Below are 18,523 nucleotides of genomic sequence, written 5' to 3' on the forward strand. Positions count from 1 at the left end.
TGCTCTGCTTATTGTTGTATCATGACGCTAGGTATTTGAGACTCTTCAGCACGACTTAAGCTACCTGGTGTTATGGCCAGTTCAAAATTGAGTAAATGACCGCCAGCCTTAAATGTATCGTCTAACTCACTTAACGAAAAAAATATCCTTGTTAGATGTTGTTGTTTGTAGCGGCGGTTTAATAATAAAGGCACTGCAGCACATAATGCGGGGTTCCAACTTAGTGTAATGGCTCGATGTTGGTCACCAATACTTATTTGACCCGTTGTTGCACCGAAGCTTGCGCTTGAAGAGACCAAGGTAGAAACATTATGAGTATGGTCGCATTCATCTGCCAATGAGAAATGCTCTGGCAAAGCCCCACCTTGCCAAACCTCAAGTGTTGCCGGCTGCTCTAGCTCTGTCATATTGATGGTCATAATCCCCAGACGAATAATAGCGTCATTACGAACAGGGGGATCCAGTTGATAGCTAATACGAAGCTCTTCGGTGGTTTTACTAATTTTGATGATCTTGGTTAAATTAAAATGAGCTAAGTCTAATTTTGCTGTGATGACATGAAAATTTAACTCATCAGTTAACTCAGGATTGACCCATTCTAAATCAGTTATTCTGCGCCGAAGTCCGGGCATTTCAATAATTAAACCACCTGAGTAAAAATCTGCCGCTAGTGCAATCGTATCAAAATAGCCTTGATGTTTGGTTACCAGTAATGGTTTGAATTGCCAGCTTTTGAATGCCAAGCTGTCAATACTCATACCGCGACGAAGGTTAAGTGTTAATTTAATTTGAGACGTCGCTAAGTGCCAATAAATTGCTTCATCATCAATCTTGAGCTCAAGCTTATTTTCAGTATCTGATGCTAAAGTTTGAACTGTTGATGGAGAGGTTACACGGTCAATCGTGGACAGTTTTTGTAAGCAAGATAGCCAACGCTCTTGGGTAATATGTGTGCGAAAATCACTTGCCCACAATTCGCATAGGGTTTGCCATTGATATGAATTAGCGTCATGGCTTAGCTGTTGGTATTGGGAGTGGCATTGTGTATTTAACCATATATTGTCTCTGCCAGCAGCTGCCCAGCGATTAACATTATATTTTGCCTGTTTTTTAACTGGTATAGGCTGATTTAATGAAGAGAGCCTCATGGCATTTTCTGGTTGCAGCTTACTGAGTTTCAACGCGTCTGTTGGGCTAATAAATTCAATTCCAGTTTGTTCTTGTAATTGTTTTAGGATACGTTGCAGTCTAGTCCACTCCCCTTCAGGGTGGGTTTTACCTTCAGTACTGAACCTGCCTGGACGATAATTAAATACTTCAGCATCATTTGCGTAAATAGCTAACGGCAATTCTTCACTTGCCATTCTTTGCTGCACAAAGTTCAGATATTGAACTATCGGAATATCGCCATGAACAGCTCTTTGCAAACGCTGAAATAAGACCGAGTCTGACCAGAGCACAGGGAGTTTAGTTGTGGTTACTCCACAGGCATGCGTCGGCATGTCATGATGTTCATATTTTAGGGCAAGACGAATGTTATCTCTATCCATAATCAGACCGTGATAGCCTACTTGTTGATAGAGTTCAACAAGACTACTTGCAAACGCCATTTCATTCACTAGCACGAGAGTGGGACGATAGTTTAAAAGCGTTTGATAAAGCGCTAAAGCGAGTTTTTGATTCCACAGATTAACTTGAAAAGGAACTAGCGGGCCAATTAATTGGCTCCAACCGCTACCAATCAATTCACAGCGCTGCTGTGCTAACAATGTTTTAAATTTATTAACCCATACCGGATCAAGATGATTGATTTGTTGTAATGTCCATCCTGTCAATTCTATGCCAATGGGGATGTTGCTTTTTTCAATGAGTTCAAGTATTGGCCAGTAACATTGTTGAATCACTTCCGGTCGAGCTGATTCTGCTATTGAGGAAAACGCTAAATTTAGATGAAATAAAAGATAACCACGCTTCATTTTGCCTCCAATAACGTTGAGACGCAGTGACGTAATTTATCACCGTTTGCGCCAGCAAGACGTTTTTGGGCGTTTATCGCTAAACACTGACTCAGTGTTTTTGAACTAATGAGGCGTTGTAGTTGTGTAGTCGCATCAATTTCATTTTTCGCGACTAAGGCTAGCTGCTGTTTACTTATCTCATTAAGCTCTTGTTCGTCCTTGTTTCCGTATGGTGAGAAGACCACGCAGGGAACACCGTAATAGAGCAGTTCATAAAAACTGATGCCATACAGTGTGACTGCAAATGTGACGGTGTTCATGAGTTTGGCAAGGTTAGGCAAGTTACGATGAATATGTATCTCTCGCTGAGTATTTTCGGGCTTTGTAGGTGCGGTTGCAAAAGGTCCTTGCACCCAGTGAAAAGTTAAATTTTCAGGTAACAGTCGATCAAGCGTGATTAACCATTCTTTTCCTAAGTTGGTCGTATCCGCACCGCCTGTTAAAATCAATAATGAATAGGTTTTTTCAACAAGGGTTTCAGCCGATACTTTTAATAAAAATGCATCCCAACCGAATTGACATTTTTCTTGTTGCCAAGCAGATAAAGTGGGATTCACTTGAAAAGAAGGGGTGTATAACATAGTTAAAAGCTCTATATATTCAGCTAGTGCATCAATTGCTATGGTTTTGACTAGCTGAACATGCAGTGCTTTTAACAAAGTTGCGAATGTATCTGGTGTACTGTGATAATGAAAATCAAATATAACTAAACGACAGTTTAAACGAGTAACTTGTTTTAATATTGTTTCAGAAATATTCTGCTCAAAATCGATTTGCTGAACCGTTAAATAGTCTGGGAATGCTTGAGAGATATGCTGATCACTTTGTAATAACAAGTGCATTTCATACCCCAGCGGTTTTAAATGTTGCGCAGCAACACTAATACGGCTTAGATGCCCCAAGCCTATTTTACTGCCAGCATGGCAAGCTAGCAAAATAGTATGATTTTCAAGCTTATGCATGTTTAGATGGTTTTAAAGTTTGTCTGGTCGATACGAGAGGGCGTAAACCATCAGACGGATCGGCTCGCCAAGCACGATCAGCGAGTTCTGATGCTACTGGCTTTTTATCGCCATCGCCGTCAGCTTGCATCGCTTTTTTATAATCAGAAATGACTTGTCCGATTTGCTCAGGTAACCAGCAATGGCCGGTTGCAAACTCTTCTCCTAAGCCGTCGAGATCAAGATGAAATTCAATGGTCTGAACATCATAGTGATGAATGGCTCGCTGCAGCACTCCTGGTTCCACCGTGTGATCTGACCAGCCGACTTGGCAACCGGTTGCTTGTTTAAGCGTATTAATTGCAGCTAAGTTAGCTTGACTATAGGGTGTAGGATAAGCTGATGTGCAATGTAATAGGGTTAAATCAGAACATTTGTTAGCTTTTAGTACAGAAACCGCATGGTTTATTTCATCTATCGTTGCCATACCCGTAGATAAAATCACAGGTTTACCCGTTAACGCGGTAGCAATCAAAAGGTCGTCCCATAAAAGTTCGTAAGAGGCAATTTTATAAAAATCCACATAAGGCTGCAGTTCTTTAACGGCGTCCAGGTAAAATGGCGTGCAACAAAATGCAATTTCTCTTTTACGACAATGATTGGCTAACTCAGGCAGAAACTCTACAGGTAATTCCCATGCTTCTCTTTCTAGTAAGCTTGGTTTAAAAGCGAGTGCTTCAGTTGAGAAAAGTTCACGCAGTTTAAACAATTGAAACTTCACTGCACTACAACCAATGTCAGCAGCGGCATCAATAAATTTAAAACAACGCGCTAAATCTCGGGCGTGATTGCTGGATACTTCGGCAATAAACTGAACCATAATAGCTGCTCCTTTTAGGTGTCCTGTGCAATATCAAAATGAATAGTATTGGCCACCTCAGCGACGATTGCTTTTGCTTCTTCTACATTAGCCGCTACGGTGATAACCCAGCAAAAGCGACAACCGTTATCAATAAAATCGGTGATATAATCACCTGCTTTTCGAGTCAAAATGATCTCAGCAACACCCGGTATAGATCGCGCTTTTTCCAATCCATGAATAGCCTTTATTTTGCCTTTAGGGGGAAATAGACCGCTACAAACTGCTGTTTTATGCACGCTATCCTGAAGCAGTTTTTCATCTAAAGGCCGGTTTAAGGCAAGTTCCATCACGGCTTTAATCGGATTTTTACCACTACTTAAAGGAGTGGTGTACTGGGAATGAAAGCCTCCACTTAAGCGAGCGGTCATTTCTAAGATCATTGGCCCTTGCGCTGTTAAAATCATATCTGCTTTAGCAGGCCCAAAGGTAATTCCAAGCGAGCGTGCTGCGGCATCAACAACGTCATATATCTGCTGTTGTCGAGTCTCATCTAGTACTGATGGATCAACATGTGCTGTCTCAATATGATAGGGATGAAAACCAAATTCACGATCGGCCATGCCGACATGATAATGTTTATTATTCCATATGATAGTTTCAACACTTTGCTCAGTGCCAATTACATATTGTTCAATAATTGCCGTACCTGTTTTAGATGCTTGTTTGGCATTATGCAGGGCCATCGCTAGTTGGCTCACAGAATCAATTTTCATACTGCCACGTGAGGCAGCATTATCAACGGCTTTTACAATCGCGGGGAAACCGATCTTTTCAAGGATCTTTAGTGCTTCTTCTTCACTGGATACTTCTGCACCATAGGGTGTGGGAATACCATCTTCAATCCAACGCTGCTTCATCAATACTTTATTGTTAGAACGTTGCGCAACATCCATTGGTATCCCAGGTAAACCTAGCGCATTGGTCACTGCGGCAACAGTAACGGCAATGTCTGAGCCGGCAAATACCGCTTTTAAGTTTAAACGTTGTTGATTATCTTGAGCAAATTTGACGTGCCCAGCAATGTCTTTTGAATCAATTACCACGGCCTCATCACAAAATGCAAAGCCTTCAGCTTGAGGGTTACGATCGGTTGCAACTACATACAGACCAAGCGATTTTGCTGTTTTAATGGCAGGAATTTGCATAATGCCTGCGCTTATGATGAGAATAGCCTCTTTTTTTTGCATGGTCATAATTATTTCTCTGCTTGCTGATTGGGTTTTATTAGCCACATGGCCAAGGTATCCCCTGAGCCAGTAGATTTGGCAAATCGGTCCATGGCCCCTTTGTTGGGTTGCGAAACCGTACCACTATCATTACCGCTACCAAATCGCGTAAAGCGTTGTAAGGCGAATCCGGCTTGATTTGTTAATTGCACTAGGGTATCAAATGGAAATAGGTGGAGATGTTCAATGGGCATCAAGTAACGCCAATCACTTCCAAATGCTGTTGATAATTCTCCTGTAACGGGAGTTTCTATCAATAGCCAACCGCCTGGAAGAAGAAGTTCATATGCTTTATGCAAATATGCGATGGGGTCCATAACATGTTCAATTAAATGCCACATTGAAATAACATGATATTGTTGTTGATGATCCAAAAATTCTTGATTCTGGCAATTTAGCCCTTTGCTTTTCGCAATATTTATACATTCAGCACTAGCATCTAACCCCATAACATTGGTTGCGCCGGCATCTTGCATCATCTGCAAGAATTGTCCAGTCGCACAGCCAACATCTAAAACTTGCTTGTTGTTGAAATCGGATAATTTTATGCCGAGATCAGCAAACGTTAATTTTTTGTCTCGACAAAAAACTGAGTAACCATCGTCACTTAGATAGATGGAGCCCGCTGATTTTAAACTTTGATAATGAGTATAATATGCGCTTATTTGTTCTGCAGAAGGGTATGGGTGATGCCGCAGTACTCTGCATCGCACACATTTAGCGTAAGAAATGTCATGCTTGATGATGAGATCACTGATATCTGTGGCGCCGCAAATTGCACAAACATTAGTTTGAATGACTGCATTGCTCATGGCCAAATTCCTTAATTAGACTTCAGGTAGTTTAATAACGATTGCTTGGCCTGTTGCGCCAGAGAATGCAGAGTCCAAAGGCGATCTGATGAAACTAGAGTAAAAGACTCGATTTGTTGTTTCAAACGTGAAAAATCACTGTCCTCGGCTAGCCAGGGTGAATAATTAGGTTGATAGAGTAAAGCATCAGGTAAAAACCGGGTTTGCTTAGTGATTTCAGGCGTTACTTTTTTTTGCATACACAACAACCTCTCTACCAATACCAAGTTTTGACAACGCGGAATATAACTCCGAAAGTAATTCGTGCTGTCCATTTTCTAACATATTTTTTTCAAAAGTCATGCGTTTGGTGTGACAAGCGCGGCCAACATCATCATGACCAATGTAGTTATCACCCATTGTTAAGAATAGATCGATTGGAAAGGTTGCTTCTTGATGGACAACTTCAAAACCACAGTGATTTAATAACCTGCTTAATGATGTAAAATTAAAATAATTTAAATGATGTGGTGGTGCTACCCACCATTTGGCATAGTCCAAATGCTGGTTTAAAAGTGTTTGAAAAGGGTTAAAGTCATTGGGTACGATGATGCAAAGCAGGCCATCTTTGTTCAGTTGTTGATGAACTAAGGTCAAAAATGCGGCGGGATCGGGGATGTGCTCGAGCACTAAACTCATGTTGATTGCATCAACTTTGCCAAAAGTATCTGCCGTAGCAGGTGAAAAGAAGCCATTGAAAACGTCTAATCCAAGTTGTTTGCTAAAAGTTGCTGCTTGAACAGACGGTTCAATACCAAAGACTTGCCAATTAAGCTCTTTGCCTTTTAATAAAAAATATCCAGGCCCTGAACCAATATCTAATATCGTTCGCTGTGAAGAAGACAAATGTTGAGACAAGATCCGATAGCGTTGTTCATAAACAAGATTCCACCATGGAAGGTCTTGTTGATATCGACTTAGATAAAGTGGTTTTTCCTGATCGTAATAATCATGTTGGTAAACATCGATTAACTCTTCAGGTGAAGGTAACGGCACCACATGCTTGAAACCACAGTTGCTGCAATCAATAAGATCAAAACCGTTATGGTTACAAACGAGGGTACCGTGATGGCTTTTCCAATGTATGATTTTTGGTTCGGAAGTCATAGCAGTCTTCCTCCCGAGGCGGCATCCCTTTTTAGTGCTTTAAAAAGCCATTCGGCTCTATCCCAATCTTCTTCTGTATCGATATCCTGCACTTGCATTCTGGGCAGTTTATAGGCTAAAGCGTCTGATGAAAAAGCAGATATTTGCTCTTGTACTGCAGTAAAACTTGACCAATAAAACTGACCAGCATCATGAAATGCCGGTTCTAGATCTTGAGAACGACTCGAATAATACTCAGGCTGAAACATGGTAACAGAGTCATCAGCAAGAATTTTAATAGCGCGCTGAATGGGAAATGCATATGAAGTGACACTAAAAATAATTTGTTTGCTACTTCGCTTTAGTAGTTGCAAACTTTTGGCTAAATCGGCTGCCTGTACAAAGGGGGCGGTGGCATATAAAGTGCAAATATAGGTAGGATGCCCTAAGTGCTGTGCTACCCATTCTGTTGCATGTTTAACAACAGCGCCAGTACCCGTAAAATCATCAGCTAAGGTGTCAGGTCTAACAAAGGGAACTTCTGCACCATACTGTTTTGCTATAGCGGCAATTTCGGCATCATCGGTGGAAACGATAATATGTTGGAAAACACCCGAGCTCTTCGCTGCTTCAATAGACCACGCTATCATAGGCTTACCACAAAAATGTTTAATATTTTTTCGTGGTATGCGTTTACTGCCTCCGCGTGCGGGGATAATAGCGATATTCATATGGCTTTCCATATCTAAACAAATAGGATCATAATTATTTATGCAATCTGCGTTGATGCATAAATAAGCTCTTGTATTATGTAAAACTGCTGCTCAGTTGTTAATTCGGGAAACAATGGCAAGGTAATCGCTTGTTGATAATAGTGTTCGGCTTGTTCGCAATAACCTCTTTGAAAGCCCATCTTTTTATAAAACGGCTGGAGATAAATCGGAATATAGTGCACATGGCCGACAATACCTTTCTTGCGTAAATGTTCCACACAGGCTTTATGTTTATCGGGAGTTATTCCTGATAGTTTAACGATATACAGATGATAACTGCTATAACAAGCAGCCTGCACTTGCAAAGGGATAATACTTGGGTGTGCATGCAGTAGTTGATTATATTGCAAAGCTAATGTGTTACGTGCAGTGATAAATTGCGTTAATTTTTTAAATTGGCTTAGACCTAAAGCGGCTTGGATATCGGTCATCCGATAGTTAAACCCTAACAGCAGTTGTTGATAATACCAGGGGCCGTGACTTTCTTCCGTGAACTCTTCACTTTCTGAAGTAATCCCATGACTGCGCAACATTTGCATTTTACGCGCTAAATCGCTCTGATTCGTTAACGCCATGCCACCTTCACCAGAAGTAATAATTTTTACCGGGTGAAAACTAAAAATACAGATGTCAGAATACTGACAACTGCCCACTGGTCTATCTTGATATTGAGCGCCAATAGCATGCGATGCATCTTCGATAACCTTAAAACCGTATTTCGAAGCCAATATTGCGATTTTTTCCATTTCACAGGATTGACCTGCAAAATGCACCGGGATCACCAGTTTGGGTAGCATGTTGCTTTTATTCGCTTCAACAAGCTTTTCTTCTAACGCGTGAATGCTCATGTTGGCGGTATTAGGGTCGATATCGACAAAGTCGACGGTTGCACCACAATACAATGCACAATTTGCCGAGGCGACAAAGGAAATGGGGGAAGTCCAGACACGATCACCAGGTCCAACGCCAAGAGCTAAACAAGCAATATGCAAAGCTGAAGTAGCGCTGTTTACGGCTACTGCGTGATTCGCCCCACAATATTCACTGATAGCTTGCTCAAAAGCGGGAACTTGTGGCCCTTGAGTTAGCCAGGTTGAGTGTAATACTGTTGTGACTGCCGCGATATCTTCGGCATCGAGTTGTTGCTTACCATAAGGGATCATAGAGCCGCTTCCAAATTAAATTGTGCAATTTGGGCAACGGATAAAAAATCTGGGTTAGTGTCAGAAACATACTCAAAGCCATCTTCAACGGGTTGGCCTTGTTCGTTAAGCCCGTTAGAAGTAAAGTCATTACTGCGATTAAAAAACTTAATTGCAGGCGCAATCACAAAATGGTCTGAAAACTCGTAAGTATGATAGGACATGTCACCCGGACACATCATTTCATGTAACTTTTCACCAGGGCGAATGCCGACAATTTTAATGGGTAAATCAGGGGCCATAGCTTTGGCTAAATCAGTAATGCGGATAGAGGGTATTTTGGGTACGAAGATCTCACCGCCCAGCATCCGTTCAAAGTTCTTCAATACAAAATCTACGCCTTGCTGCAAACTAATCCAAAAGCGTGTCATATCTTGATGGGTAACCGGCAGATGGTCGCTGCCGTTATCAATCAGTTGTTGAAAGAAAGGAACAACTGAACCACGAGAACCTACAACATTACCGTAGCGCACAACAGAGAAACGGGGGCGACTTCCTCCCACCATATTATTTGCGGCGACGAATAATTTGTCAGAAGCGAGTTTGGTGGCACCATATAAATTAACTGGGTTAGCGGCTTTATCAGTGGAGAGGGCAATGACTTTTTCAACATTACAGTCGATTGCGGCATTAATCACATTTTCTGCACCATTGATATTAGTTCTGATACATTCAGTAGGGTTATATTCTGCTGCGGGAACTTGCTTCAGTGCAGCGGCATGTATAACGTAATCAACACCATGCATCGCTCTAACTAAACGGTCACCATCCCTGACATCACCAATAAAATAACGCATGCAGCTTTGGTTAAATCTTTGCTGCATCTCATATTGTTTCAGTTCATCGCGTGAATAAATGATGATTTTTTTTGGTTTAAAGCGGTCAATAAGCGTTTGGGTATATTTATGCCCGAAAGAGCCGGTACCGCCAGTGATTAGGATCGTTTTACCATCAAACATTGTCTGCCCACCCATTTTTCTCGTTATTTACGGTAAAGCATAAGACATGCCATTTGTAATTACTCTAAAGCAAAAATATAAAAAGTCTTGTAAAAACAGCAGGTCAGTTAAATTAGTTTAACCCGTTTCTGAGCAGATGCAAGTTAATCGCTGCAGTTGTATTTTAAGTAGGGCCTTAAGATGTTTCTGCAAGTATTTTGACAGTGTCACTCATTTGAGTTAACACCACTTTAGGGCTAAACTTAATTAAGATTTGATAACGAGGCATGCTGATGAAAATTACAACGCCAAGCAATAACATCTTAAATAATGTGTTACAGCAACAACAGAAATTAGCCCAGCAAGAAGCCAGTGGTAAGCGTATTACCAGCGCTGCCGATGATGCGGCGGGGTTGCAAATCAGTAATCGGTTGAACAGCGCGATAAACGGTCAGCAGCAAGGGCAGCGAAATATTGCCGATGGTGTTGCTTTTGCGCGGGTTTATGAGCAAGCGGTGCAAGGAGTTAGCGATAACGTGAATGAAATTGAGCGGTTGGCAATTGCAGCCGGTAATGGCATTTACAGCGATGCTGACAAACAAGCGCTGCAAAGCGAAGCGAACGGTTATTTGGCTAATATCCAACAAGGTTTAACCACGGAGTTTGCCGGTAAGAAACTTTTTGAGGATACGGCGCTTAGCTTTAATGCTGGCAATAGCAATCTACAATTACAAACCCAAGACTTAGGCGCAGCGCTGAACAGTCAAAACTTGTTCAGTATTGATTTAACTCAGCCACAAACGCTGACAACCGTGCGCGCTGTGGCAGAGCAGTTAAATGCGTTGCAAACTGAGGTCGGGGCTAGCATTAATGCCTTTGATAGTGCTTCTCGTGCGGTATCAGGTCAGCAAGTTGCCACCTCTGAAGCGCGTTCACGTATTGCTGATCTTGATTATGCCAAAGCTAGCAGTGAGCGGGCGGCGAATAATATTTTATTGCAAAGCTCGGTGAATGTGGCCATGCAAGCGCGCGTGAGTTCAGAGCAGGCGCTGTCGCTGTTAAGTTAAACAGGATGATGCTTCATTTTACTAAACGCTAATTTTTTGACGCCCTGTCAAAAAATTAGCGTTTTACCTTGCAAGGCTGCACACAGCTTGTACAATAAAGTCAATTATACTTATAAACTGTGCGCTTATGTCTGATAACCCTCATCTTTATCTGGTTGATTTACAACTAAATCGCTGTGAGCGTTTGTCTACCGTCTGCAGTTTTATTGGTGAAGCTCATCAGCTTGTTAGCCCTGATGATTTAGCCAATACCCTACAACATCATCCGGCTTCGGTGGTTGTGTTAGGGGCGACCGATCAATTAGATGCCAGTGCGATTATTCGGCAATTTCCGGCAAGTGCGTTTTTAGTTATAGGTGACAGCCAAAGTTATTTATTAGAGCAGGCCAACGTGATTGGCGTGTTAAGTGAGCCTTTTTCCTATAATAGCTTAACGCAGCTTTTGCGCGATGCGCAGCAGTACCATCGCTTATTACCCACCCACAAACAGCAAGATAATCAAGTGCGCTTCGATGGCATGGTCGGGCAAACACCGGCCATGCAAAAAATTCGTTTTTTGATCCAGCAAGTAGCCAAAACTGAAGCGAATGTGCTGGTATTAGGGCCTTCAGGTACCGGTAAAGAAGTGGTCGCTCGGAATATTCATTTATTATCGAACCGCGCCAATGGGCCTTTTGTGCCAATTAATTGCGGGGCAATTCCGGCTGAATTGTTAGAAAGTGAGTTATTTGGTCATGAAAAAGGCGCCTTTACTGGGGCTATTTCTACCCGCAAAGGCCGTTTTGAGTTAGCACAAGGCGGCACCTTATTTTTAGATGAAATTGGTGATATGCCACAGCCCATGCAAGTGAAATTGCTGCGGGTGTTGCAAGAGCGGATTTTTGAGCGCGTAGGTGGCAGCCAAACCCTGAAAGCCGATGTGAGAATTATTGCGGCAACCCATCGCGATTTAGAAGTGATGATCACAGACGGCGGTTTTCGGGAAGATTTATATTACCGTTTAAATGTGTTTCCTATCGATACGCCTGCGCTGTGCGATCGTGCAGACGATTTACCGATTTTAATTACTGAATTACTTAACCGCCAATATGCCGCACATCAAGCAAAAGTGAAGTTTACTGAACGCGCACTCGACAGTTTGAAGTTACACAGTTGGCCAGGTAATGTGCGCGAGTTGGCTAATTTGCTCGAACGTATGGTGATTATGTATCCGGATCAGATCGTCGATGTGGCTGAGCTACCGAAAAAATATCAGCACCTAGATGTTGAATCTTATCAGCCGGTGTATCCAGAAGCGTTACAAGAGCGTGATCTGTTAAATGCGTTATTTCAAAGCGATGACAGCAGCGACAGTGAGGAGGCCGCCGGTTTTGAGACAGTTGCGACATTTACCTCTGTTATCACTCAAGATACCTTGCCGGAAGAAGGCTTAGATTTAAAAGAGTTTCTCGCTGAATTAGAAATTCGTTTTATTTCCCAAGCACTAGAGCGCCACGATTTTGTAGTGGCACGGGCAGCCGATATTTTAGGTTTGCGCCGCACCACCTTGGTTGAAAAAATGCGTAAATATAATCTAGGTAAAGAAGAGTAACTCTGTAGCACTTTGAGCCTGCTGTCAGATTGTTGACGCATAAAGCTGTTTAAACTCAATGATTTAATCATGGCACATTCTCTGCATTGCTCCTGTTAAGATCCGCCAACTGCTTCGCCGTTGGCCCTTAGCAGCAGGAGCCACTCTATGTCAGTATTAACCGCAACCAGCCACTTGAATGAAGTATCAAGTGCGACTGTGCATCCTTTGATCGCGCCAGCAAAAAGCAGTGCGCGCTCGCAAGAGCAGCGGTTAAAACACATTCTGCAATGCTTACCCTCTGGCGTGGTGTTGCTTGATGGTTGGGGGCGCGTGATTGAAGTGAATCATGTCGCGGTAGAGATGCTTGGCGAGCCTTTGCTCGGTGAATCATGGCTTAATGTGATTAACCGCTGCTTTCGACCTCGCAGTGATGATGGCCTAGAAGTGTCATTAACGGATGGCCGGCGCGTAAAACTGCAAATCAGTGCTTTAACGCCAGACTCTGGGCAGCTTATTGTGTTGACCGATCTCACCGAAACGCGTGAGCTGCAAAATCGTTTAAGTCATCTGCAGCGTTTATCCACACTGGGTAAAATGATGGCGACGCTCGCGCATCAAATTCGCACCCCTTTATCTTCTGCCATGCTGTATGCAGAGAATTTACGTAGCCCAAAACTGCCTAATCAATCACGTGAACAATTCCAAGATAAGTTACTGGCGCGCTTGCACGATTTAGAGCAGCAGGTGAACGATATGCTGTTATTTGCGCGCTCAGGTACGGCACAAGCCGTGGCTAGCATAACATTACAGAAATTGATGGACGAGCTGGAATTGCGCAGTGAAGCTTTGCTTAGCCATCATCATGCCACTCTTAAGATCAGTTTAACATCACCGCAATTATCCTTACTAGGCAATAAAAACAGCTTGGTAGAAGCCTTATTAAACTTATTGCATAACAGCTTACAAGCCGCAGGCGATAACGCGCAATTGTGCTTAGCGCAGCAAATCGGCAAGGCAGGGCAGTTAACTTGGCAATTTAGTGATAATGGCCCGGGTATTCCCCCAGCCGTGCAAGCGCAGATGTTTGAGCCGTTTTATAGCAATAAAGCCGGTGGCAGTGGTTTAGGTTTAGCGGTGGTGCAAGCGGTGGTGCATAGCCATCAGGGTAGTATTCATTATGTTGATTTAGCAGCAAGGCCAGAGGGCGCGTTAAGTGGCGCCTGTTTTGAGATCAGCTTACCTATTCATCATAGTGCCTCAGCTGCTAAGACTAAGGAGTAATGCCATGTCAGATCTGAAAATATTAATTGTGGAAGATGATGCCGGTTTACGTGAAGCCTTAATCGATACACTGAGTTTGGCCAACTATCAGGTGCTCAGTGCCGCCAGTGCCGAAGAAGCCTTGCTGCTATTAAAAAAACAAAGTGTGCAGCTGGTGATCAGTGACGTGCAAATGGGCTCGGTATCCGGTTTAACCTTGTTAAAAACCTTACGCGAACAATTTCCGCAATTACCCGTACTGATGATGACGGCCTATGCCACTGTGCAAGATGCGGTTGAGGCGATTCGTTTAGGGGCGATTGATTATTTATCGAAACCGTTTTCACCTGAGGTGCTGGTCAGTACGGTAGCGCGTTATGTGGTCGCTGAGCCAACAGACAGCTTTACGCCGATTGCCGCGGCCGAGCAGAGCAAAGCCTTGTTACAATTGGCCGAGCGGGTGGCGCATTCTGAAGCCAGTGTGATGATCTTAGGCCCCAGTGGCTCGGGAAAAGAAGTGCTGGCACGGTATATTCATCAACAATCAGCCCGTGCAGCTGAGCCTTTTATCGCCATTAACTGCGCAGCGATCCCCGAAAATATGTTGGAATCTACCCTATTTGGTTACGAAAAGGGTGCATTTACCGGCGCGGTGGCGGCGTGTCCGGGTAAATTTGAACAAGCACAAGGCGGTACCATCCTGCTGGATGAAATTACTGAAATGCCGATGAATTTGCAGGTTAAACTCTTACGAGTGCTACAAGAGCGCGAAGTAGAGCGGTTGGGCAGTCGTAAGACTATTAAGTTGGATGTACGCATTTTAGCTACCAGTAATCGAGAGCTTGCTCAAGCGGTAGCCGATGGCCTGTTTCGTGAAGATTTGTATTATCGTTTAAATGTCTTTCCGTTAAGTTGGCCTGCATTAGCCCAGCGCCCGGAAGATATTGTGCCATTGGCGGAGCATTTATTGCGCCGGCATTGCCATAAACAACAACGGCCAACCTGCCAGTTGAGTAAAGCGGCTAAGCAGCGTTTAACCCAGCACAGCTGGCCAGGGAATGTGCGCGAGCTCGATAATGTGATCCAACGTGCTTTAATTTTACAAGGCGGAATTGAGATTGCGGCGGCTGATATTTTATTAGAAGTGCCGGGTTCACTGGGGCAAAGTGCCGTGCCACGCGTGCAAGGTCTTAGTGCGACTATGGCAGATACCACTGATTTTAAAACTGAAATTCATGAGCAAGAGCATAAGCTTATTCTCGCCACGCTACAGGCTTGTGCTTTTAAACGCAAAGACGTGGCCGAAAAACTCGGTATCAGTGATCGCACCTTGCGTTACAAATTAGCGCGGATGCGCGAGTCAGGTATTGATATTCCGGCTTAAGCTAGCCTCATACGTCATTTCACTACAAAGCCTTACGCTGCTTGGCAACGAATGCCGATGCTGCGTAAGGCTATCTTGTTATAACCCCTGTTTTCACTGTGTTTGGCGAGTTGGCACAACTTCTGCTTAGTCTGTTATATCCTCGTAAATAACAAAATTTTGACAGGCAGCATTATGGAAATTAAAGGTCAGGCGTTATATGCCCAAATGCAAAGCATGGCAACCCAAGCACGTGCTTTGCCCTTCGAAGCCGATCCAAGCATGGCGGTGCAGCCGACAAACAGCAGCCAGTCAGATTTTTCTACCTTGTTTAAAAACGCGCTAGGCAGTGTTAATGAAATACAGCAACAAGCTGGTGCAATGCGAAATGCCGTTGAATTGGGCGATCCAAAGGTGTCATTGGCGCAAGCCATGATTGCATCACAAAAATCCTCTTTGGCTTTCGAAGCGACCGTGCAAGTTCGTAATAAAGTGGTCGAAGCCTATAAAGAAATTATGTCGATGCCGGTCTAATTAGACAGACAGCGCAAGCAGGAGAAGTATGGTGGCAGATAATCAATCGACAGAACTGGCGTTAACCAACACCGATTTTAGTAATGACAATCAAGCGCAAAACAAGGCGGGCTTTTTAAGTTCCCTGGGTGGAAGTGGTGATTTGCTAAGACAGGTGACGTTGATCGTGGCGTTAACTATTTGTTTGGGCATCGCCATCTTGATTATCCTGTGGGCTAAAACCCCTGAAATGCGGCCACTAGGCACTTACAACACGCAGGAGCTTATCCAAACGCTCGATCATTTAGACGCGCAAAAAGTGAAATACAAATTAGAAGGTAACGTTATTTTAGTGCCTGAAGATTCTTTACAAGATGTGCGCTTAGGTTTGTCTCGTGCAGGTTTAAACCAAGAACCGTCATTGGGTACCGAGTTTTTGTTACAAGACAGCGGTTTTGGGGTGAGTCAACGTTTAGAAATGGAACGGCTAAAACACAGCCGTGAGCAACAGCTAGCGAGAACTATTGAAGAGCTTCAAAGTATTGCCAGAGCTCGGGTACTACTGGCTATTCCTAAAGAAAACGTGTTTGCTCGACAACAATCCTTACCGTCCGCCACGGTCTTAGTCACTGCACGTGGCGGCCGAGTGATCCGCGATAGTGAAGTTGATGCGATTGTCGATTTAGTTGCCTCAGCCGTACAAAGTTTAGAGCCAAGTCGTGTCACCGTTACCGATCAAAATGGCCGTTTACTAAATAGCGGTTCTCAAAGTGGCAGTTCAGCCCGCAATCGTCGTGAATTAGAAATGCAACGTAGTCGTGAAGATGAGTATCGTCAGAAAGTTGATTCCATCTTATTACCGGTATTGGGCATGGGAAATTATACTGCGCAAGTGGATTTAATGATGGACTTTACCGCTGTTGAGCAAACCCAAAAACGCTATAACCCAGATTTACCGGCAATTCGCAGCGAAATGGTGATTGAAGAAAACAGCGTTGGCGGCGGCAGTGGCGGTATTCCTGGCGCGTTGTCCAATCAACCGCCTATGCCTTCGGCAATTCCTGAACAAGCTACTGGGGGCAGTTCACAAGCGGTGATCCCGGGGCGCAATAGTCGTGAATCTACTCGTAACTTTGAGCTTGATACTACAATTAGCCATACCACTCAGCAAAGTGGTGTTATACGTCGCTTAAGTGTGTCGGTTGCGGTCGATTATAAACAAGGCGTCCCTCAAGACGACGGCACCCTTGGCCCCGCCACTCCGATGGCGCAAGCAGAATTAGAGAATATTCGCCGTTTATTACAAGGTGGCGTTGGCTTTGATGTTCAGCGCGGCGATACTATTGAAGTGATTTCGGTGCCTTTCGTTCGTGAACAAGTCGAAGCATTATCTGATGTGCCGATTTATGAACAAGATTGGTTCTTGCAAGTCGTTAAGTTGGTGATGGGTGGTTTGGTTATCATTGTGCTGCTACTCTTTATTGTGCTGCCAATGCTGAAAAAACTCATGAACCCAACTGAAACCGTTGATACTTATGATGAACAAGCTATGACAAATGGTTTAGATCTGGGTAATGATGACGATATAGCTGTGGCACAATTTGATGAGAAGTCAGTCGGATTTGCCCCAGATGGCACCCTGATGTTACCCGATTTACATGGTGACGAAGATTTATTAAGAGCGGTGCGTGCCTTAGTGGCAAACGAACCAGAGCTGTCCTCATTGGTAGTTAAGAATTGGTTATCTGAAGATGAATGAGAAAAAAGAAGTTAAAATCTTTGATGTCAATAAGTTAGATGGTGTCGAAAAGGCCGCTATCTTATTACTGAGTTTGTCAGAAGAAGACGCCGCGCAAATTCTTAAGCATTTAGAGCCGAAGCAGGTACAGCGGGTTGGTATGGCGATGGCGCAAACTACTGATTTGAATCAAGCTAAGATTTCAGCGGTACATCGGCGCTTTATCGAACAGATTCAGAATTTCAGCACCATTGGTTTCCAAAGCGAAGAGTTTATCAAGCGAGCATTAACGGCGGCGTTAGGTGAAGAGAAAGCGGCAAATCTGATTGACCAAATTGTTCTTGGTGGAGGGGCCCGCGGCCTCGACTCGTTAAAATGGATGGATTCAAAGCAGGTTGCCAATATTATTCGCAACGAGCACCCGCAAATTCAAACTATCGTTTTATCTTATTTAGAGCCAGAGCAATCGGCCGAAATTTTATCGCAGTTTTCAGAAAAAGTGCGATTGGACTTAACCATGCGCATTGCAAACCTTGAAGAAGTTCAACCCGCTGCGTTGCAAGAGTTGAATGAGATTATGGAGAAACAATTTGCCGGTCAAGCAGGTGCACAAACCGCGAAAATGGGCGGCTTAAAAGCAGCGGCCGATATCTTGAACTACCTAGATACCAACTTAGAAGGTCAGCTGATGGATTCTATCCGTGAGCATGACGAAGAAATGGCGCAACAAATTCAAGATCTGATGTTTGTGTTTGAAAACCTGATTGACGTTGATGATCGTGGTATCCAAGCCATTCTGCGTGAAGTACAACAAGATGTATTAATGAGAGCCTTAAAAGGCACCGATGAGAATCTGAAAGAGAAAATCTTGAAGAACATGTCGAAACGCGCCGCTGAATTATTACAAGACGATCTAGAAGCGATGGGCCCAGTTCGGGTAAGTGAAGTTGAAACCGCGCAAAAAGAGATTTTATCGGTGGCACGACGCTTGTCTGATGCCGGTGAAATTATGTTAGGCGGCGGCGGTGGCGAAGAATTCGTTTAAGCGCGAG

At 43.6% G+C, this 18,523-nt stretch carries 17 protein-coding genes; 7 read left to right on the forward strand and 10 right to left on the reverse strand.

All coding sequences use genetic code 11. The features are described 5' to 3' along the window. Positions 1-8: 8 nt before the first annotated feature. The 10 genes from JAO78_RS13105 to pseB are packed head-to-tail and all read right to left on the reverse strand — an operon-like array spanning position 9 to position 9,978. Positions 9-1,976, reverse strand: coding sequence for a polysaccharide deacetylase family protein (locus JAO78_RS13105; RefSeq protein WP_226751812.1), 1,968 nt, complete (start codon positions 1,974-1,976; stop codon positions 9-11). Beyond that, positions 1,973-2,980 (reverse strand): hypothetical protein, encoded by a 1,008-nt coding sequence (locus JAO78_RS13110; RefSeq protein WP_226751813.1) that lies wholly within the window; start codon positions 2,978-2,980, stop codon positions 1,973-1,975. The genes JAO78_RS13105 and JAO78_RS13110 overlap by 4 nt, the downstream gene beginning before the upstream one ends. Then, positions 2,973-3,839, reverse strand: a complete 867-nt coding sequence (locus JAO78_RS13115) for an N-acetylneuraminate synthase family protein (RefSeq protein ID WP_226751814.1) — start codon at positions 3,837-3,839, stop codon at positions 2,973-2,975. The genes JAO78_RS13110 and JAO78_RS13115 overlap by 8 nt, the downstream gene beginning before the upstream one ends. Before the next feature lie 14 nt (positions 3,840-3,853). Then, complete coding sequence (locus JAO78_RS13120) at positions 3,854-5,074, reverse strand: ATP-grasp domain-containing protein (protein WP_226751815.1); 1,221 nt, start codon at positions 5,072-5,074, stop codon at positions 3,854-3,856. Between the two features lie 2 nt (positions 5,075-5,076). Further along, on the reverse strand, positions 5,077-5,919 hold the full coding sequence (locus JAO78_RS13125) for a class I SAM-dependent methyltransferase (protein ID WP_226751816.1): 843 nt from the start codon (positions 5,917-5,919) through the stop codon (positions 5,077-5,079). Positions 5,920-5,930: 11 nt separating this feature from the next. Beyond that, positions 5,931-6,158, reverse strand: coding sequence for a hypothetical protein (locus JAO78_RS13130; RefSeq protein ID WP_226751817.1), 228 nt, complete (start codon positions 6,156-6,158; stop codon positions 5,931-5,933). Then, positions 6,136-7,065, reverse strand: a complete 930-nt coding sequence (locus JAO78_RS13135) for a class I SAM-dependent methyltransferase (RefSeq protein WP_226751818.1) — start codon at positions 7,063-7,065, stop codon at positions 6,136-6,138. The genes JAO78_RS13130 and JAO78_RS13135 overlap by 23 nt, the downstream gene beginning before the upstream one ends. Further along, entirely contained in the window at positions 7,062-7,775 is a 714-nt protein-coding gene (pseF, locus tag JAO78_RS13140; RefSeq protein WP_226751819.1) for a pseudaminic acid cytidylyltransferase, read from the reverse strand. The genes JAO78_RS13135 and pseF overlap by 4 nt, the downstream gene beginning before the upstream one ends. Before the next feature lie 38 nt (positions 7,776-7,813). Continuing rightward, positions 7,814-8,980: a UDP-4-amino-4,6-dideoxy-N-acetyl-beta-L-altrosamine transaminase gene (gene pseC, locus JAO78_RS13145; protein WP_226751820.1), complete on the reverse strand. Its 1,167-nt coding sequence runs from the start codon at positions 8,978-8,980 to the stop codon at positions 7,814-7,816. Next, the gene (gene pseB / locus JAO78_RS13150; protein WP_226751898.1) at positions 8,977-9,978 is read right to left on the reverse strand and encodes a UDP-N-acetylglucosamine 4,6-dehydratase (inverting); all 1,002 of its coding nucleotides are present in this window, start codon (positions 9,976-9,978) and stop codon (positions 8,977-8,979) included. The genes pseC and pseB overlap by 4 nt, the downstream gene beginning before the upstream one ends. Before the next feature lie 272 nt (positions 9,979-10,250). On the opposite strand from pseB, the gene JAO78_RS13155 reads away from it, so the two are divergent. From JAO78_RS13155 to fliG, 7 genes are all read left to right on the forward strand, one after another. After that, complete coding sequence (locus JAO78_RS13155; RefSeq protein WP_226751821.1) at positions 10,251-11,024, forward strand: flagellin; 774 nt, start codon at positions 10,251-10,253, stop codon at positions 11,022-11,024. Between the two features lie 127 nt (positions 11,025-11,151). Then, positions 11,152-12,615, forward strand: coding sequence for a sigma-54 dependent transcriptional regulator (locus JAO78_RS13160; protein WP_226751822.1), 1,464 nt, complete (start codon positions 11,152-11,154; stop codon positions 12,613-12,615). A 147-nt stretch (positions 12,616-12,762) separates the two neighbouring features. Beyond that, complete coding sequence (locus JAO78_RS13165; protein WP_226751823.1) at positions 12,763-13,878, forward strand: sensor histidine kinase; 1,116 nt, start codon at positions 12,763-12,765, stop codon at positions 13,876-13,878. A 4-nt stretch (positions 13,879-13,882) separates the two neighbouring features. Beyond that, positions 13,883-15,241: a sigma-54-dependent transcriptional regulator gene (locus tag JAO78_RS13170; RefSeq protein ID WP_226751824.1), complete on the forward strand. Its 1,359-nt coding sequence runs from the start codon at positions 13,883-13,885 to the stop codon at positions 15,239-15,241. 174 nt (positions 15,242-15,415) lie between these two features. Further along, positions 15,416-15,754 (forward strand): flagellar hook-basal body complex protein FliE, encoded by a 339-nt coding sequence (gene fliE / locus JAO78_RS13175; protein WP_226751825.1) that lies wholly within the window; start codon positions 15,416-15,418, stop codon positions 15,752-15,754. 28 nt (positions 15,755-15,782) lie between these two features. Continuing rightward, on the forward strand, positions 15,783-17,492 hold the full coding sequence (gene fliF / locus JAO78_RS13180; RefSeq protein WP_226751826.1) for a flagellar basal-body MS-ring/collar protein FliF: 1,710 nt from the start codon (positions 15,783-15,785) through the stop codon (positions 17,490-17,492). Continuing rightward, positions 17,485-18,516 carry a flagellar motor switch protein FliG gene (gene fliG, locus JAO78_RS13185; RefSeq protein WP_371930731.1) on the forward strand — a complete coding sequence of 344 codons (1,032 nt, stop codon included), beginning with the start codon at positions 17,485-17,487 and terminating at the stop codon, positions 18,514-18,516. The genes fliF and fliG overlap by 8 nt, the downstream gene beginning before the upstream one ends. The last annotated feature ends 7 nt before the right edge of the window (positions 18,517-18,523 follow it).

It is taken from the genome of Alishewanella maricola (assembly GCF_016343785.1).
Lineage (GTDB): Bacteria > Pseudomonadota > Gammaproteobacteria > Enterobacterales > Alteromonadaceae > Alishewanella > Alishewanella maricola.

Excerpts from the sequence above, each read along its gene's own strand:
- JAO78_RS13105 (WP_226751812.1), bottom strand. The coding sequence starts at position 1,976 with ATGAAGCGTGGTTATCTTTTATTTCATCTAAATTTAGCGTTTTCCTCA.
- JAO78_RS13110 (WP_226751813.1), bottom strand. The coding sequence starts at position 2,980 with ATGCATAAGCTTGAAAATCATACTATTTTGCTAGCTTGCCATGCTGGC.
- JAO78_RS13115 (WP_226751814.1), bottom strand. The coding sequence starts at position 3,839 with ATGGTTCAGTTTATTGCCGAAGTATCCAGCAATCACGCCCGAGATTTA.
- JAO78_RS13120 (WP_226751815.1), bottom strand. The coding sequence starts at position 5,074 with ATGACCATGCAAAAAAAAGAGGCTATTCTCATCATAAGCGCAGGCATT.
- JAO78_RS13125 (WP_226751816.1), bottom strand. The coding sequence starts at position 5,919 with ATGAGCAATGCAGTCATTCAAACTAATGTTTGTGCAATTTGCGGCGCC.
- JAO78_RS13130 (WP_226751817.1), bottom strand. The coding sequence starts at position 6,158 with ATGCAAAAAAAAGTAACGCCTGAAATCACTAAGCAAACCCGGTTTTTA.
- JAO78_RS13135 (WP_226751818.1), bottom strand. The coding sequence starts at position 7,065 with ATGACTTCCGAACCAAAAATCATACATTGGAAAAGCCATCACGGTACC.
- pseF (WP_226751819.1), bottom strand. The coding sequence starts at position 7,775 with ATGAATATCGCTATTATCCCCGCACGCGGAGGCAGTAAACGCATACCA.
- pseC (WP_226751820.1), bottom strand. The coding sequence starts at position 8,980 with ATGATCCCTTATGGTAAGCAACAACTCGATGCCGAAGATATCGCGGCA.
- pseB (WP_226751898.1), bottom strand. The coding sequence starts at position 9,978 with ATGTTTGATGGTAAAACGATCCTAATCACTGGCGGTACCGGCTCTTTC.
- JAO78_RS13155 (WP_226751821.1), top strand. The coding sequence starts at position 10,251 with ATGAAAATTACAACGCCAAGCAATAACATCTTAAATAATGTGTTACAG.
- JAO78_RS13160 (WP_226751822.1), top strand. The coding sequence starts at position 11,152 with ATGTCTGATAACCCTCATCTTTATCTGGTTGATTTACAACTAAATCGC.
- JAO78_RS13165 (WP_226751823.1), top strand. The coding sequence starts at position 12,763 with ATGTCAGTATTAACCGCAACCAGCCACTTGAATGAAGTATCAAGTGCG.
- JAO78_RS13170 (WP_226751824.1), top strand. The coding sequence starts at position 13,883 with ATGTCAGATCTGAAAATATTAATTGTGGAAGATGATGCCGGTTTACGT.
- fliE (WP_226751825.1), top strand. The coding sequence starts at position 15,416 with ATGGAAATTAAAGGTCAGGCGTTATATGCCCAAATGCAAAGCATGGCA.
- fliF (WP_226751826.1), top strand. The coding sequence starts at position 15,783 with ATGGTGGCAGATAATCAATCGACAGAACTGGCGTTAACCAACACCGAT.
- fliG (WP_371930731.1), top strand. The coding sequence starts at position 17,485 with ATGAATGAGAAAAAAGAAGTTAAAATCTTTGATGTCAATAAGTTAGAT.